General features: G+C 71.3%; 10 protein-coding genes. 1 reads left to right on the forward strand and 9 read right to left on the reverse strand.

The window, feature by feature from the left end:
• Position 1: 1 nt before the first annotated feature.
• The 9 genes from Q4V64_RS05990 to Q4V64_RS06030 form a co-directional block, all read right to left on the reverse strand.
• Positions 2 to 1561, reverse strand: a complete 1560-nt coding sequence (locus Q4V64_RS05990; protein ID WP_124436625.1) for a right-handed parallel beta-helix repeat-containing protein — start codon at positions 1559 to 1561, stop codon at positions 2 to 4.
• 235 nt (positions 1562 to 1796) lie between these two features.
• Positions 1797 to 3758 carry an alginate lyase family protein gene (locus Q4V64_RS05995; RefSeq protein WP_124436626.1) on the reverse strand — a complete coding sequence of 654 codons (1962 nt, stop codon included), beginning with the start codon at positions 3756 to 3758 and terminating at the stop codon, positions 1797 to 1799.
• Positions 3755 to 5941 carry a bi-domain-containing oxidoreductase gene (locus tag Q4V64_RS06000; protein ID WP_124436627.1) on the reverse strand — a complete coding sequence of 729 codons (2187 nt, stop codon included), beginning with the start codon at positions 5939 to 5941 and terminating at the stop codon, positions 3755 to 3757. The genes Q4V64_RS05995 and Q4V64_RS06000 overlap by 4 nt, the downstream gene beginning before the upstream one ends.
• A 19-nt stretch (positions 5942 to 5960) precedes the next feature.
• Positions 5961 to 7895, reverse strand: a complete 1935-nt coding sequence (gene asnB / locus Q4V64_RS06005) for an asparagine synthase (glutamine-hydrolyzing) (RefSeq protein WP_124436628.1) — start codon at positions 7893 to 7895, stop codon at positions 5961 to 5963.
• A gap of 3 nt (positions 7896 to 7898) precedes the next feature.
• The gene (locus Q4V64_RS06010; protein WP_124436629.1) at positions 7899 to 9458 is read right to left on the reverse strand and encodes a Wzz/FepE/Etk N-terminal domain-containing protein; all 1560 of its coding nucleotides are present in this window, start codon (positions 9456 to 9458) and stop codon (positions 7899 to 7901) included.
• A complete protein-coding gene (locus Q4V64_RS06015; protein WP_124436630.1) occupies positions 9455 to 10822 on the reverse strand; it encodes a Wzz/FepE/Etk N-terminal domain-containing protein in 1368 nt (455 codons plus the stop codon). Before Q4V64_RS06015 ends, Q4V64_RS06010 begins: the two co-directional genes overlap by 4 nt.
• Positions 10819 to 12084 carry a glycosyltransferase family 4 protein gene (locus Q4V64_RS06020; RefSeq protein WP_124436631.1) on the reverse strand — a complete coding sequence of 422 codons (1266 nt, stop codon included), beginning with the start codon at positions 12082 to 12084 and terminating at the stop codon, positions 10819 to 10821. Before Q4V64_RS06020 ends, Q4V64_RS06015 begins: the two co-directional genes overlap by 4 nt.
• The gene (locus tag Q4V64_RS06025) at positions 12074 to 13399 is read right to left on the reverse strand and encodes a nucleotide sugar dehydrogenase (protein WP_124436632.1); all 1326 of its coding nucleotides are present in this window, start codon (positions 13397 to 13399) and stop codon (positions 12074 to 12076) included. The genes Q4V64_RS06020 and Q4V64_RS06025 overlap by 11 nt, the downstream gene beginning before the upstream one ends.
• Positions 13400 to 13511: 112 nt before the next feature.
• Positions 13512 to 14990, reverse strand: coding sequence for a sugar transferase (locus Q4V64_RS06030; RefSeq protein ID WP_124436633.1), 1479 nt, complete (start codon positions 14988 to 14990; stop codon positions 13512 to 13514).
• Between the two features lie 1032 nt (positions 14991 to 16022).
• Between Q4V64_RS06030 and Q4V64_RS06035 the strand changes: the two genes are divergently transcribed.
• Positions 16023 to 16382, forward strand: a complete 360-nt coding sequence (locus Q4V64_RS06035; protein WP_124445642.1) for a hypothetical protein — start codon at positions 16023 to 16025, stop codon at positions 16380 to 16382.
• The last annotated feature ends 42 nt before the right edge of the window (positions 16383 to 16424 follow it).

Here is a 16424-nt window from a genome sequence, read left to right on the forward strand (position 1 = left end):
CTCAACCACCGGCCCCTTGCGCGAAGGTGCTGCCCGCGTCCTGCTTGTACGGCGGGCCCTGCCACTGCCCTGAGTCGAGCACCTGGCTCGGGTCCTGGACGACGAAATTCCACGATCCGCGGTAGACGTTGTCGTGCCAGCGGTTGTCCTGTTTGCGGGTGATCGCCTCGGCCACCCGCGTGCCCTTGTACGGCGACCAGTCCGGGTAGGTGCCGTAGTTGGCGAGCACCGCCATGCGGTCGCACTTCTCCGTGCACTTGACGACGGACTTGTCCAGGACGAAGCGGTTGTCGTGGATGTCCACCCGCTGGGTCTTCCAACGGCAGTCGGCGTAGAGCGGTGCGCCGGCGATCGCCGGTTGCGCGCAGCGGTCCTTGTCCTTCACCAGCAGCGTGCAGTCACCGGACGAGGTGTTGGCCGGGCTGTTGCAGAACCGGTCGGCGTTCTCCCACAGGGTGATCCCGTTCCAGTTGTTCTCCAGCACGTTCCGGTAGACGTCGATCTTGTCCGTGCGGGCTTTGACCCGTGGTTCGCCGCCGGCCTCGGACAAGTAGACGGTCGCGAACGGGAAGTCGTCGCCGCGCTCGGCGGACCTGCGGCCCTCGACCCAGTTGTTCCGCCGGATCGTGTTGTTCCGGATGACTGCGTTGTAGCTGATCTCGTAGATCAGCGCGGCGCCGTCGTTCTCCTCGATCAGGTTGTTCTCGATGCGGAAGTCGTTGTTGTTGGTGTCCGCCCACAGCCCGGGTCCGCGGTTGTCGTGCACCCAATTGCCGCGTATCTCGGCGCCGTTGACGGCCCAGAACTTGATGCCTCCGGTGCAGCCGCAGCCGGGCTTGCGCCGCTCCCAGTCGCCGGTGTTGTTGCCGACGACCTCGTTGCCCTCGACCACCAGGTCACGGATGGTGTTGCCGGTCTTGTACGCGTTCATTCCGTACTGGCCGTTGTCGCGCAGGCAGTTGGAGCGGACCTGCTGGCGGGCGCCGGCCATCAGCCCGGCGCCGTCGTTGTTCTGGATCGTGGCGTGCTCGATCACCCACCCGTCGGCCATGTCGTGGTTGACGACGCCCTCGTCGGGCGGTGCGACGAAGCGCTGCACGGTCAGGTAGCGGATGGTGACGTCGCGGGCGGTGCCGCTGAACGCGTACGCGTTCTTCTTCCGGCCGTCGAGGACCGCGCCCGGCGCACCGAGGTAGCGGTTCCCCTTCTTGGGCATGACCTGGGCGTAGCGCTCCGGCTCGAGGCGGTGCGTGCCCGGTCGCAGCCAGAACGTGGTCCCCGGGGGGTTGCTCTTGGTCTTCTCAGCCAGGTCACCGACCACGTCGGGGTCGACCGTCACCGCGCCCGCCGGCGCCTTCGCGGGCCCGGTCTCGGGCTTGGCGCACACCCGGGCCACGGATGACGGGGCCCCGGACCTGGACGGTGACGCGGCCCCGGACCTGGACGGCGAAGCGGTCGGCTTCCCCGGTGCGTCCGGCGAGCTCGTACAGCCGGTCGCCGCCAGCAGGGCCAGCGCCAGCGGTGCCGCGGGCAACGCCCAGCGTCGCCACTTGATCCCCACGGGTCCCCTCCCCCTAGGGGGCTTCTGATGGATCTCCGCGGCGTCGCGGCGCCCGGCACGCTCCCCCACTGCCCTAAAGGCGTGGGAGGTGCCCCCACTCGCCGCACCGGGCGAAAGCCCAAGTACATCCAGTACGAGGGCTTCCGCCCGGCACGCCGAGAGCACGCACCGGCTGCGGTCTTTGGCCGCTGCGCGGCGGGCGCTCCTTCTTCCACGGAGATCCATCAGAAGCCCCCTAGCCGCGGAACGTGAGTACGGTGGTGAACTCCTGCGCGCCGTCGGCGAAACCGGTGCCGACCAGCGTGGTGGTGGGTTCCTTGCGCCCGAATCCGGCGGAGTACCAGCCCAGCGGCGGCTCGGTCTCGCCGCGATGCGCCCGCCAGGACAGCTCCCCGGGCAGGTCGAGCACCGCGGAGCGCCCCTCGTCGTCCCGGATCCAGGTGAGCACGGCCCGGTTCCCCACCAGGTCCGCGGCGATCGCCGGGCCCAGGTGGAACGCCAGGCGTACGGCCGGGCGCGGGCTGTGTTGGCCGCGGACCTCGTCGACCACCCTCAACTCCTGCTTCGCGGCGGTCAGTTCCACGCGGCGGCGGTGCACGGAGCCCTGGTAGCCGTCGTGTTCGGCGCACCAGCGGGCCGTCCCCCCGTCGGAGGTGCCGGATGTGTCCACGGTCAGGACGCGGCTGCGGGCATGCCGGGTCCACAGGAACGGGCCGCCGGAGAGGGACTGGTCACCACCGTCCAGCTGCAGGGTGTTGTGGCCGAGGGTCGACCGGAAGTACTGCCGCCATTCGGGCTGCCCGTGGTAGCAGTACGTCCCCGGGTCGGCGAGCACATCGACGCCGTCGTGGCGGACCTCCACGGACAGCGCGTCCGCGTGGGCGTGCGCGGCGATGGACAGGAAGCCGTGCGGGCCCCCGTCGCAGCGGCACCAGATCTCCCCCGGGCCGCGCAGGACGGTCATGCCCGCGTCGGCGAAGTGGGCCGGTCGGCTTGCCGGGCGGGTCACGGCGGGTTTGGTGGGTTTGATGAGTGCGGCGAGCAGCGGGGTGCGCACATCGGTGCCGGTCACCTCCGGCCACCAGTCGAGACGGCCGAACACGGCGTCCCCGGTGGCAAGCAGCGAGCCCCAGCGGTCGGTGCCCGCGCCGTCGAGGACGATGCCGTGCCCGTCGTCCGCGTCCCCCTGGCGCGGCGGCCGTAGCCGGCTGTCCACGATGGCCGCGAGGGCGTCGGTCATCCGCAGCAACACCAGCCGGATCGACGCGGGGACCGGCCTGCCTGCGGCATCCGCCTCGGCCACCGCGGCCAGGCCGAGCTCCAGCACCAGTCCGTGATACTCGGTGGCCAGCTCGCGGTTGAGGCCGGAGTCGAAGGTGTTGCCGCGCAGATGCCGCTCCAGCGACCGCAGCGCGTCGGCCCGCCAACGGGCCGAGGAGGGGAACCACCCGAACGCGCAGGACGCTGCGAACTGCCCGGCGGCCTCGGCGATGACGTGGTTGTTCGCCGAGGACCCCCGGCTGGGGAAGGCGGCCAGCCAGCGCTGGTGGTGCCAGATCTGGTTCAGCGCCACCGGGTTGTCCTCGAAAAGCCCGGCCGCGCCCGGCCAGCCGTCGAGCAGCCGGCGGACCCACACCCAGGACAGCAGCCGGATGCCCAGTTCGATGCCGCTGATCCAGTGCACGCCGCGCAGCGGCGGGTTGGCCGTCCACCACGACCGCAGGTGCTCGGCGACACGCTCGGCGTACCGCTCGTTCCCGGTGATCGCGTAGGCGGCGGCGAGCTGGGTGAGGTACTGGTGCCGGGACAGCTCCCAGATCTGTTTGATGTCCCCGACCGCGTCCTCGTTCCGGTACGGCACGTCGAAGGCGTAGCCCCACGGAGCCCGGCGTCCGGTCTTCGGGTCGCACCACCAGTCCGGGTCGGTCAGGTCGTCGCGGACCACCCCGAAGTACTCGGCGTGCCCGTACATCAGCCGGTCCGCCTCGGCGATGAGACGTTTCGCGGCGTCCGGAGGTATCGCGCTGATCGTCCCGGCGGGCAGAACCGCGGTGAACCGGGCGCCGGTCACGCTCGGGCAGTCCGGCCGCGCCGACCGCCACCGGCGCCTGCGCACCGCGTCGCCCACCCGGCCGCCGATCTCCCGCGGTCCCATCCGGGACAGCCGCCGCAGGTACCAGCCCGCGCTCATCGTCATCGCGCCCTCGCCAACGTCACCGGAGCACCGCCTGCCAGGCCGGTCTGCACGGCCAGGGTGGCCGCCGTGGTGGCGACCAGCGACTGAAGCGGCACCGGCATCGGCCCGCCGGTCCGCACGGCCTTGATGAACGCTGCCAGCTCGGCGTTCTGGCCCTTGTCCCGGGCCTTGGGCAGCCGCGAACTGACCCACCGCTTCTGGCCGTACACCGAGGCACGGACGAAGTCGTCGAGCCGCAGCGCACGGCCGTCCGCGACCAGGTCCAGCGTCTCCTTGGGGAAGCCGGCCGGGCCGCTGGTGACGTAGCTGATGGTGGCGGTGGACCCGTCCGGGTAACGCAGCACGACCTGCAGGTCCTCGTTGCCGGACGTGGCGACCGCGTACACCGAGACCGGGTCGGCCTCGAGCAGCCAGCTCGCCGTGTCGATGAAGTGTCCGCCCTCTCCCGCGAACCGCGAGCCCTCGGTGCCCTGTTGGAGGTACCAGCTGCCGTGCTGCAGCCGGCCCGCGTTGACCAGGTAGCGGAGATTCGCCGGACCGGTCCGGGTGCCGAAGCGCTGCCGGGCCTCCCGCAGCAGTGGCGCGAAACGGCGGTTGAAGCCGACCTGCAGCCGGTCGTTGCCGGACTCGTCCACCGCCTCGAGCACGCCGGCCAGCTCGTCCTCGGTGAGGGCCAGGGGCTTCTCCACGAACACGGTCTTGCCGGCGAGGAGTGCCCGCCGGGTCAGTTCGGCGTGCGAGCTGTGCCGGGTGACGACGAAGACCGCGTCGATGGACTTGTCGCCGAGCACGGCGTCGAGGTCCGTGGTCGCCTCGGCGAAGCCGAATTTGCGCTGCGCATTGGCCGCGGACAGCGCCGTCGTGGTGACGACCGTGGACAACTCGACGCCTTCGCGCTGTACCAGGTGCGGCAGCAGCATCGACGTCGCGTAGTTTCCCGCGCCGACGAACGCCAGGCGCACCGGCGTCCTGGCCGCCCGGGCCGGAGTCGGCTTCACGTTCACCGCGGGAACGGCGACCGCAGGGGCCGCGACCGCAGGGGCCTGCGCTTCCTCCGCTCGTCGGGGATACTTGAACAGCACAGCCACGGCCTTCAGTTCGCCGTCCTTCAGGCGCTGGTACGTCTCGACGGCGTCGTCGAAGTCGGCGACGTGGGAGATCAAGGGCTCCACGTCGACGCTGCCGCGGGCGAGGAGATCGAGGAAGCACGCCAGGTTGCGGCGCTCGGTCCAGCGCACGTAGCCGATCGGGTAGTCCCGCCCCTCCAGTTCGTACCCCGGGTCGTAGCGCCCGGGGCCGTACGACCGGGAGAAGCGGACGTCGAGTTCCTTCTCGTAGTACGCGTTCCACGGCAGGTCCAGGCGGCACTTGCCGATGTCGACGACCCGGCCGCGGTCCCGGCAGAGCCGGGCGGCCAGCTCCACGGGCTGGTTGCTGCCCCCGCCGGCCGCCAGGTACACCTGGTCCACGCCGTGCCCGCCGGTGAGTTCGGCGACGGCGGACTCCACGGCCGCGGACGCCGGATCGCCGCAGGCCGCGGCACCCCGGCGCGCCGCGAGCTCGCAGCGCGCCGGGTCGGGGTCGGCGCCGACGACGCGGACTCCCGAGGCGGCGAGGAGCTGCACCACCAACTGCCCGATCAGCCCGAGGCCGATGACCAGTGCCACTTCACCGAGCTGCGGTTCGCCTTGGCGGACGCCCTGCAACGCGATCGACCCGACGGTGCCGAAGGCGGCGTGCCGCGGGGCGAGGCCGTCCGGCACCCGGGCGTAGAGGTTCTTCGGCACCCAGTTCAGCTCGGCGTGCAACGCGTGCTCATTGCCGGCGCAGGCCACGAGGTCGCCGACCTTCACATCGTCGATGCCGGCGCCGACCTGCTCGACCACCCCGCACAGCGAGTAGCCGAGGGGCGTGTAGGAGTCCAGCTTGCCCATCACCTTGCGGTAGGTGGCGGGCACCCCGTTGGTGGCCACGCTCTGCATGACCTTGGCCACCTGGTCCGGCCGGGAGCGGGCCTTGCCCAGCATCGACATGCCGGCCTCGGACACCTTCATGAGCTCGGTCCCGGTGGATATCAGCGAGAAGGCGCTGCGGACCAGCACACCACCCGGCTTGCACCCCGGCACCGGCACGTCGAGCACCGCCAGCTCGCCGCTCTTGTAGTTCTGTACAACTTGCTTCACCCGAACTCCTCTGAAATTCCTAAGCCGTAAACCGAGTGCTCTGGCCGGACCCAGAGGTCGCGTCGCGATACCAGTACTCGAGGGTCAGCACATGCCACAGATGCTTGGAGTAGTCCCGCTGCCCGGCGGCGTCCTCGGCGACGAGCCGCTGAAGCGCGTCGCGGCGCAGGAGCCCGGAGCGGACGAGCTCGCCGTCGTTGACCACCTCGCGCACCAGCGGTGCCAGGTCCCGGCTCATCCAGGCGCGCAGCGGGGCGCTGAACAGGCCCTTGGGCCGGTAGACGATCTCCCGGGGCAGGATCGAGCCGGCCGCCTCCTTGAGGACGGCCTTGCCCTGGCGTCCGGCGATCTTGCGCTCGCCGGGCACGGCGAACGCCGCCTTGACCACCTCGACGTCCACGTACGGCACCCGCACCTCGGTCGACGCGGCCATGCTCGACCGGTCCGTGTACGTGAGGTTCAGGCCCGGCAGGAACATCCGGGCGTCGGCCAGGCACATACGGTTGACGAAGTCGTCGAGGTCGTTGTCCCGGTAGACGTCCGCGTGCTCGGTCAGCACGTCCTCGACCGTCCCGGCCAGGTCCGGGGCGACCAGGGCGAGCAGCTCTTCCTGGTCGTACATGGTGTAGCTGCGCCGGAACGCGGTCTCCTCCGGCAGATCGGCGAAGGACAGGAACCGCTTCGCGAAGCGCACCGACCGGTACCCACGGCGGGACGTGGCGACCGGCAGCCGGTCCACGGCCGCGGACACCCCGCGCCGCAGGGGCCGCGGCACGCGCTGGTAGCGCAGCGCGAGCAGGTTGGCCAGGTGCTTGCGGTACCCGGCGAACAGCTCGTCGGCGCCCATCCCCGAGAGCATCACCTTGACCCCGGCCTCCCGGGCGGCCGAGCAGATCAGGAACGTGTTGATCGCGGCGGGGTCGCCGATCGGCTCGTCCAGGTGGTACGTCATCCGCGGCAGCAGGTCGAGCACGTTCGGGGCGATCTCGATCTCGTGCAGGTCGACGCCGAACCGCTGGGCCACCTGACGGGCGTAGCGCAGATCGTCCGGCATCGCCTCGAACTTGGCGTCCTCGGCGCGGAATCCGATCGTGTAGGCGGAGATCCCGGGTTGGTGGCGGGCCGCAAGGGCGGTCAAGTAGCTGGAGTCGAGGCCGCCGGAGAGGAACGTCGCCACGGGCACGTCGGAGAGCAGGTGGCGCCTGGTCGACTCCTCGACAAGGGCGGCCAGGTCCGGCCGCTCGCCGGCCCGGGCCCGCTCCCGGCCCTCGGCCGCGACGTCCTTCAGGTTCCAGAACCGGCCGCGCTCCACCCGGCCGTCGGGCCGGAACCTCATCCAGCTCCCCGGCGGCAGCTTCTCCGCCTCGCGGAACGCGCAGCGCGAGTCCGGCACCCAGTAGTACAGCAGCGAGGCCACCAGCGCCGCATGGTCGACCTCCAGCTTCCCGCCGGTCGCGGCGGCGAGCGCCTTGAGCTCGGAGGCGAACGCGAGGCCCGCGCCGCGCCGGAGCAGGAACAGCGGCTTGATGCCCAACTGATCGCGGGCCAGCACCAGTTCACCGGTGCGCTCGTCGAAGATCCCGAACGCGAACATGCCGCGCAGCCGGGGCAGGCAGTCCGTGCCCCAGCGCCGCCAGGCCTCCAGCAGTACCTCGGTGTCGGAGGTGCCGCGGAAGCGCACCCCGGCGGCTGCGAGCTCGGCCCGCAGCTCGGGCGCGTTGTACAGCTCGCCGTTGTACGTCAGGGCGAGGCCGTCCGAGACCATCGGCTGGGCGCCGGTCTCGGACAGGTCGATGATGGCCAGCCGGCGGTGCCCGAGGTGCACTTCGCCGTCACCGACGGAGTGGCTGTACCGGCCCGCCCCGTCCGGGCCGCGGTGGGCGAGGGTGTCGGTGAGCCGGTCGGTCACGACCTTCCCGTCCGGCCATCGGTAAGTGCCTGTGATGCCACACATGTCCTACCGCGCCTCCTGGTCGTTGTCCGGGACCCGTGAGGCCCACATCGACAGCCGCTCCGTACGCCGGCGGCCCTCCCCCACTGCCTGAACGGCGTGGGAGGTACCCCCACCGTTCTGCTGGGCCAGCCGCTCGCTCTGGCCGCGCAGCGCGGTGTCCAGTCCGTCCCACAGCGTGCCGTCGGTCCGGTCACGCGGATCGGGGTCGATCAGCACCACACCGATCACCGGAATGCGCTGGTCCGCGAGCTGCCGCGCCACGGTGTGCAGCCATGCGGCGCTGCCGTGCCCGGCACGCACGACGAGCACGGTCTGGGTGCCGAGGTACTGGAGGTCGGTCCACGCCGTGCCGGGCGCCACCGAGCCGACGCCGAGCCGGCGCTCCTGATGCGACACGGTCGCGGCACGCTCGCCGCTGACCACGGTGGGGTCTCCTGGCTTCGGGCGGCGGTTTGCGAGCTGCGGGCCTGGCAGACCGTCGATGACGGCCACTGGCCCCTCCGCCGCCATCGCCCTGGCGAGGTCCAGGGCGATGGCGCTCGTGCTGCGCGCACAGCCCAGTTCCAGCAGCGACAGCGGTTCCGCGGAGCCACGCACGGTGCGGGCCAGGGTCCCGGTGAGCCTCATCCGTGCCGCCCGGGTCCGTCGGCGCTGCCACAGCCTGCCCGACCGGCGGGGCAGCTCCGCGATGACAGAGGCGCCCAGGTTCGCCGCGATGTCCCGGCGCAGTACGGGGCGGTCCGCCACCACGACGCCGACCGCCGCAAGTGCGAGCCCGAGGACGAGCCCGAGGACGAGCCCGATCGCGGCGTCGGTGCCGACGGCCTTGGGCAGCGAGTGCCGCACCGCGCGCGGGGCGTCCACGATCTGGGTGTTGGCGATGACCTTGGGCGTGCCGACGCGCGCCTCCTCGGCGCGCTGGTTGAAGTCGGCGATCCGCGAAGTGAGCTCGGCCCGGCGGGCGAAGAGCGACTCGATGCTCGCCGACGCTCTCGGGTCGCTCTCCGTCTCCGGCGATCGGTCTCCGATGTCCTTGTTGACCTGTGCGAGCTCGTCCTGCATGCGGTCACGCTGGTCGAGCAGGGCCTTGGCCTCGGCCTCCGCGGTTTGCCGCATCCGCCGCACATGGTCCGCGACGAACGCGTCGGCCAGCGCCTTGGCCCGGGCCACCGCATCCGCGTCGCTGTCACCTGCCACGGTGATCTGCAGCAGGTTGTTGGTGAGGCCGGCACCCCGGTAGTCCTTCATGAAGTCCTCAGGCTTTTCCGAGGACTTGAGGGTGTGCAGGGCCATTTCGGCGATCCGTGTGGTCCCCAGCAGTTCGACGTCGGTGCGGATCAGCGTCCCGGTGTCGTTCGGCTGGTCCTCCCGATGCGCGACCAGCACCTTGGTCACCGCGCTCGGTGGTGGCGGCAGCAGGACCGCCACCGCCGCGCCGATCAGCAGCCCGAGCAGCGCCATGGCGCCCCAGAGGCGGCGGCGCCTGCGCACCGCCACCACCAGCGCCTGCAGGTCGAACAGCGGAGTGGCGGCCGACGACTGTGAAGTCTCGCTCGTCGTCACACTGAACCTCCCGTCGCCCGGCCGCGCACCGCGAGCGCCTCAGTGGCGTTGTCCGCGGAGCGGCCGGCAGAGCGCGCCGGACGGGCCCGGACCGGGGCGGCGACGACGATGCCGACGACCTCGTGCCTGCCGTCCGCACACGCCTCGGCGATGCCGGCGAGCTCCTCCGCGGTCCGGCTGCCCGCGCTGAGGACGACCAGGGCGCCGGACTCGGTGTCGCGGTCCGGAACGACCGGCCGGTCCACCGAGACTTCCACCACCCGCAGCAGCGGATCGTTCGTGGCCTCGGCGACGAGCCGGCCGGCGGCCCGGAGGGCGATCTCGTCGCCGTCCGGTATGACAACCAGCAGCTGCCGAGGGGCCGGCAGTCGGTCCCGGAGGCGGGCGCACACGCGCCGGTAGCGGATCCGCCTTCCGTCCTCGTCACCGGACGCTTGCGGGGTGGGTAGGTCCCACCGGGTGTCCACGCCGAGGAGTCGGCTGATCAAGGCCTGCCGGCCACGGCCTTCCGGCCGGTGCGAGCGCCCTTCATCAGGCACGTCGACGGTGCCGAGAAGCGCCGAGCCGAGCGCCGCGGCGATCTCCTGGTCGGTGCCCAGTCGGCGGTTCGCCCGTGCGGCGACGAGATGGCCGATGACCGCGACCAGGAAGAACAGCAGCGCCCCGGCCACGACGAGCTGCGTCCTCGTCGGCGGCGCCTGGCCGGTCGGCCGGGCCGCCGGCCCCATGACGACCATGCCGGCCACGTTGTTCGCCGGGTCGGCCTGCTCCAGCTTCTCCATGGCCTCCACCAGCGAGGTCCGCAGCTTCTCGAGCACGGTGCGGGCCTGCACGCTCTCCACGGTCCGCCCCGGGTCGGCCGCGTTCGCCAGGTCGGTGATGCGGCGGTTGGTCTCCGCCACCTCCTTGCGCAGCGCCTCGGGCCCCTCGGCCGCTTCGGGGGCGGTGTCGCCGCCCGCGATGCGCGCGGCGAACTCGATGAACTGGTCGGCCACTTGGTCGGAAAGCTGCTGAGCGCGCTCCGGGGTGTCGGCCGTACCCGAGATCTTGATGATGTTCCCGTCGGCGGCCTTGGCGGTCACCTGCTCACGCAGCTCGGCGCTGCTGACGTCCGGCCAGCTGAGCTTGGTGGCCACGCGGTCGACCACCGCGGAACTGGTCGCGATGTCGACCTGGGTCAGCAGCTCGCGCTCCTCCCACTGCCCCGGCAGCAGGACCGACGCCGACGTCGTGTACCGCGGCGGGAACACCACCGAGGCGCCGTAGCCGACGAGCGCGCCCACCACGGCGAGGACGGCGAGAAGCCGCCACCGTCGACGGAGAATCCGCCCGATCGTTGCCAGACGGATCGTGTCATTACTCAACGCCGCGGCCTCTTCCCTGTGCTCACCGCGTCGCTCGCCGACACCGGACCGTGGTCGCGGCAGGCAGCGGCGTAGGCGGCGAGCAGCGACGCCTGCGAGTTGCGCCAGGAGAGCGGCCCGCTGATCCGCTCCTGGCCGATCTTGCCCATCTCGGCCCGCTTCTCCGGATCGTCAAGGAGCAGCGCGATGAGCCCCGCGAATTCGGCCTCGTCGTTGGCGGTCGCGTAGACGGCTGCGTCACCGGCGGAGACGCGCGCCTCCTTCAGGTCGAACGAGACGATCGGCCGGCCCATCGCCATGTACTCCAGGACCTTGTTCATGGTCGACACGTCGTTGAGCGGATTGCGCGGGTCGGGGGAAAGGCACACGTCCGCGGTGGACAGGTAGCGCACCAGGTCGGCGTCCGGGATGCGCCCGGTGAACTGCACCTGCTCGGAGAGCCCGAGCCGCCGGGACAGCTCCACCATCGCGTCGAAGGCGTCGCCGGAGCCGACGAACACCGCATGCCAGTCGGTACGCCCGCACTCGTCACGCAGCTTCGCGAGGGCCCGCAAGGCGTAGTCGACGCCGTCCTGAGGGCCCATGACGCCGAGGTAGCACAGCAGATGAGGCTTGCCACGCTTCAACTCCGGCTCGGGCGGCACCGGTTGGAACCGGTCGATCTGGGGCGCGCTGCGCACCACGAAAACGTCCTCCGGCCGCCGACCGCCACGGCGCACCGCGACGTCCCGGTAGCTCTCGTTCGTGGCGAGGACGACGTCCGCGGCCCGGTAGGTCCGCCGTTCCAGCGCGCACACGGCGCGGTAGAGCAGATCCTCGCCGCGGTCGAACCGGGAGAGGTACAGCTCGGGTACCAGGTCGTGCTGGTCGAAGACGAACCGCGCGCCGCGCCGCTTCAGCCACAGCGCCGGCAGGAACAGCAGGTCGGGCGGGTTGCAGGCGTGGACCACGTCGACCGGGCCGACCCTGCGGGCCAGCCGGGCCGTGTGCCACAACGCCGATCCGTACTCCCGCAGGTAGCCGGCCGGTCCTCCGGTGGCGGCGCGCAACGGGTAGCGGTGGATCCGCACCCCGTCGATCACCGCCTCCGGCTCCGTGTCCCGCTTCTGCCCGCGGGGACAGATGACGTGCACTTCCCAGCCCGCGTCGCGCAGCGTCGTGCACTCCTGCCACACCCGCCGGTCGAACGGCACCGACAGGTTCTCCACCAGGATCAGCGCGCGCCGGTCAGGCCCGTCGCCCCTGGTCGTGTTACCAAGCAAGGCCCATGTACCCCGGTTCGGTCCGACGCGTCTCGGCGTCGGGAAGGTGGATGAGGTCGACGATCGCCGGGCCGTCCCCGTGGGGCAGGGCCGACAGGACGGCCGGGTCTCCGGTCCCGACCAGGCACACCTCGGCGTGCTCGAGCACCTCGTCGACGGAGTCCGCGAGCAGTTGCGCGAGGTGCGGCAGCCGGGTCTCGATGTACTCGCGGTTCGCGCCGATCAGCCGGGAGAGGCTCACGTTGGCGTCGTAGATCCGCAGGTCGTACCCCTTGCCGAAGAGCCTCTCCGCCAGCTCGACGAGCGGGCTCTCGCGGAGGTCGTCGGTGCCGGGTTTGAAGGACAGCCCGAACATGCCTATCCGGCGCTTGCCGGTGCGCTCGACCAGCTCCACCGCGCGCTGCAGATGGTCGGAGTTGGAGGGCAGCACGTGGGAGAGGATGGGTACCGAGACGTCGGCCCGCTGCGCCGCGTGGACCAGGCTGCGCAGGTCCTTGGGCAGGCAGGAGCCACCGAAGGCGAAGCCTGGCCGCAGGTAGGCGGGGCTGATGTTCAGCTTGCGGTCGGCCAGGAACACGTCCATCACCTGGTGCGAGTCCACCCCGAGCGCCTGGCACACCGCGCCCAGCTCGTTCGCGAAGCCGATCTTGAGGCCGTGGAACGCGTTGTCCGCGTATTTGATCGCCTCGGCCGTCGGGACCGGCACCCGGAACACCTCGCCGGGCAAGCCGTCGTACAGCGCCATCACCGCATCGCCGCTTGCCGGGTCGAGCTCGCCGATGACGGTCTTGGGCGGGTCGAAGAAGTCCCGCACGCTCGTGCCCTCGCGCAGGAACTCCGGGTTGACCGCGACCCCGATGTCCACCCCGACCGTGCCGCCGACGTACTTCTCCAGGATCGGTACCAGCAGGTTCAGGCAGGTGCCCGGGAGCATGGTGCTGCGGAACACGACGGTGTGCCGGCCCCCCTGCTTGGCCCCCTCGGCCAGCGCGGCGCCGATCTGCTCGGTGACCCGCTCCAAGTACGTGGTGCACAGGCTGCCGTTGGGCTCCGACGGCGTGCCCACGCAGACCAGCGACACCTCGCTGTCCATGACCGCCTCGCGGACGTCGCCGGTGGCGCGCAGCGCTCCGGTCCGCACGACCTCGGCGATGAGCTCGCCGATCCGCTCCTCGACCACCGGGGCCTTGCCGTCGTTGACCAGGTCGACCTTCACCTGGTTCACGTCCACCCCGATGACCTCGTGGCCCATGCTGGCCAGGCACGCTGCCGACACGCAGCCCACGTAGCCGAGCCCGAATACGCTGACTCTCATGACGCGTCTCTCCCCCCAGGCAGACCCTTGTGGCCTGCGGTCCCCCAAAGCAGGCCCTTGCGGCCTGCGGTCCGCGCGCCGGCGGGACCGTTGAGTTGCGGTCCCCCGCGCATCAGTAGGCCCCCTGGCCGTAGAACACCGCACGCAGCGTCTTCCACAAGATCACTGCGTCCAGGGCGAGCGACCAGTCCTCCACGTACCGCAGGTCGAGGCGGACCGCCTCCTCCCACGGCAGGTCGCTGCGTCCGCTGATCTGCCACAGGCCGGTGAGTCCGGGCTTGACCAGCAGCCGCCGCCGGATGTCCGGGCCGTAGGCAGCGGTCTCCTCCGGTAGCGGAGGCCGCGGACCGACGAGCGACATCGAACCGGTGAGTACGTTGAAAAGCTGCGGGAGCTCGTCGATCGAGTACCGGCGCAGCACTGCTCCCACCCGGGTCACCCGCGGATCCCGGCGGAGTTTGAACAGCAGGCCGGCGCCCTCGTTGCGGTCGGCCAGCTCGCCACGTGCCTCGTGGGCCCCGGTGACCATGGTGCGGAACTTGAGCATGGTGAACTCGTGGCCGCCCTTGCCGACTCTGCGCTGGCGGTAGAACACCCCGCCCCGGCTGTCCACCGCCACGAGCAGCCCGACCAGCACCATCAGCGGCGCGAACAGCACCAGCAGAATCGTTGCGCCTACGCGGTCCACGACCCCCTTGATCGCCCGGCGGCCCCCGGTGAAGGTCGGCATGCTGACCCGCAGCAGCGGGATCCCGAGCACCGCGTCGACGTGCAGCCGCGGGCCGGCCACCTCCATCAGCACGGGCGCCACGACCATCTCGGCATCGCTGCCCTCGAGATTCCAGGCCAGCCGCTGAAGCCGGTCCGGTGACCAGTGCGGGTCCGGTGTGACCGCGACGACACGGTAGCCGTCGCGGCGGACGTGGCCCGCTACGTCCGCCAGTCGGCCGACGACCGGCACTCCGTCCAGGTGGTCACCATCGAGCCCGAGACCGTCCGTCGTGCACACCGCGTCCACCCGCCAGCCGAGGTGCGGGAACTTGCGGGTGCGGTTGATCAGGTCGCGCACGGTGGCCGGGCTGCCGGCAGCGAGCACCGGTCTCAGGCACCGTCCTTCCTTCCGCTGTTTGTGCAGCCGGAGGCGGAGCAGATACCGCGCGGTCATGGTGACGAGCGCGATCGCGGGGATCGCGACGAAGATCCAGAGCTTGATGTTGCGCGAGGTGAGGGCGATCCCGCCGAGCGCCAGTACGACGGTCGCCGTGAACAGTGAGCGTCCGAGCCGGCGGAATTCCTCGGCGCCCTGGCCGAGCACCGCCGGAGCCCACGACCGGCTCACCGCAAGCGCCCCCAGCACCAGCAGCTCGGTGCCGAATGCGAGAATTCCCCACTTCTCGTGCCAGTTGGCCGCGTCCCGGACCCCGAAGAAGTTGCCGATCGCCGCCACCACCAAGGCGGTGGTCACGGTATCGCTGGTGATCACGGAACGGCGGTATCGCTGCTCCCATTCGATCGCGGGCCGGCTGACTGCTCCATTCGCCAGACTCCCGCGCGCCGATGAAACAGGGTCGACTAGTCCCCCCTGCCGCACAGAACCCCCCCGGTCCCCAGTGGTTCGACGTGCTCGCCCAACACTGCCCCTCCCCCCGGGAGGCCCCCGCCCCCCGCACGCTTCCTCCCCTCGGGAGACCCCCCGCCCCCCGCGCCGCGCTGTTCCTCCCGCGGGAGGCCTCTGCCCCCGCGTACGGCATCCCGGCTACTTCAGCGCTACTTGAACGACCCGCGCCGGCGGCAGCGGACTCGCATGTCCTGCCGGCCTCCCGAGGTGCGCGGGAACCGTCGAAACCTCGGGTGCTCCCCGCACCCGAAGCCCCCTCTCGGGCTCCAAGAATTGATCACCCCCACGTCTGGCGCCGGAGACGCAGCCGCTGGCTGTCCATGGCGCCGGACCTATAGATCATCATTTGTCGCCTCGTGTCCCAGCATGGGAAGCACGGTCAATCTAGACCATCAGGGCCCGCCTGGAGAGAGGTGTGTGTGGAATTTGTGCTGAAGATTTGAAGTTGGCTCCACGGACCGGTGATGCCCGTGGGTGCGTTGGCGACGACTGCGTGCCTTGTGACCTGTGATGACGGGAGTTCTCCGGGCTCCCGGCACCGCAACCCCGCTGGGGCTGATCAGGAGCATGTTGGGTGGACGCACATGAAGTGATCCGTCCTCGGGCACAGTTGGGACACTGTGCCCGCCGCCGAGCCCAGTGTCATGCTGCTGACCATGCTGCCCCCTCCAGAGCCGTCCGGATCCGAGGTGCCCTCCGCGGCATGACCGACGCGACGGAGACGTCCAGGGAGCCGAAGAACTCCTCGAACTCGAGGCGCGCGTACGGGGTATGCCAGCAATCCAGCCAAACTGCCGCTCGACACGGTCATGTCCGCCACCGGGCGCTTCGACAGGCCGGGCACGGCCGACTGTCTGAGCGGCGCCGATCGGCCCTCATAGGACGACCCCCGTTGGAAAAGGGTGGCAGGGTGCTGCTCTGGCGCCGGCGGCGCAACCCGCCAAGCGGCGCTCCGACGGCGCCGAAGCCTGGATCGGCGTAGCAGCGGCGGCGCTGCTGCTGCTCATGGTGCCCGCGGTGGGCGTGGTGACGGTCGGCGCCGACGAGCGCGCCGCTCTCGACGAGGCGCAGGGCCTGCACCGCACTGCCGCGCGCCTCGTCGAGGACACACCCGCGACGCCGCCACGGTTCTCCGGGCCGGCAGACGACCGCGTGTGGACGACCGTGCGGTGGACGATGCCCGACGGCTCCCCCAAGACCGGTGAAGCCCCGGTGGCAGCGGGCAGCAAGGTGGGCTCGTCCACCACGGTGTGGCTCGACGCGACGGGCCGCCTTCGTCCCGCACCGCCCACCGTGCGTCGCAGGGCGCAGTGGGACCGGGCCTGGGCCGAGTTCAACGCCGGCCGGGGCAACCGGCACGCGTAGGCCGCCTCCCCCAGCGAGGCCCGAACACACCTCCTCAGCCGC

The sequence above is a fragment of the Streptomyces sp. NL15-2K genome (genome assembly GCF_030551255.1).
GTDB lineage: Bacteria > Actinomycetota > Actinomycetes > Streptomycetales > Streptomycetaceae > Streptomyces.

Excerpts from the sequence above, each read along its gene's own strand:
- asnB (WP_124436628.1), bottom strand. The coding sequence starts at position 7,895 with ATGTGTGGCATCACAGGCACTTACCGATGGCCGGACGGGAAGGTCGTG.
- Q4V64_RS06035 (WP_124445642.1), top strand. The coding sequence starts at position 16,023 with ATGGTGCCCGCGGTGGGCGTGGTGACGGTCGGCGCCGACGAGCGCGCC.
- Q4V64_RS05995 (WP_124436626.1), bottom strand. The coding sequence starts at position 3,758 with ATGACGATGAGCGCGGGCTGGTACCTGCGGCGGCTGTCCCGGATGGGA.
- Q4V64_RS06025 (WP_124436632.1), bottom strand. The coding sequence starts at position 13,399 with ATGAGAGTCAGCGTATTCGGGCTCGGCTACGTGGGCTGCGTGTCGGCA.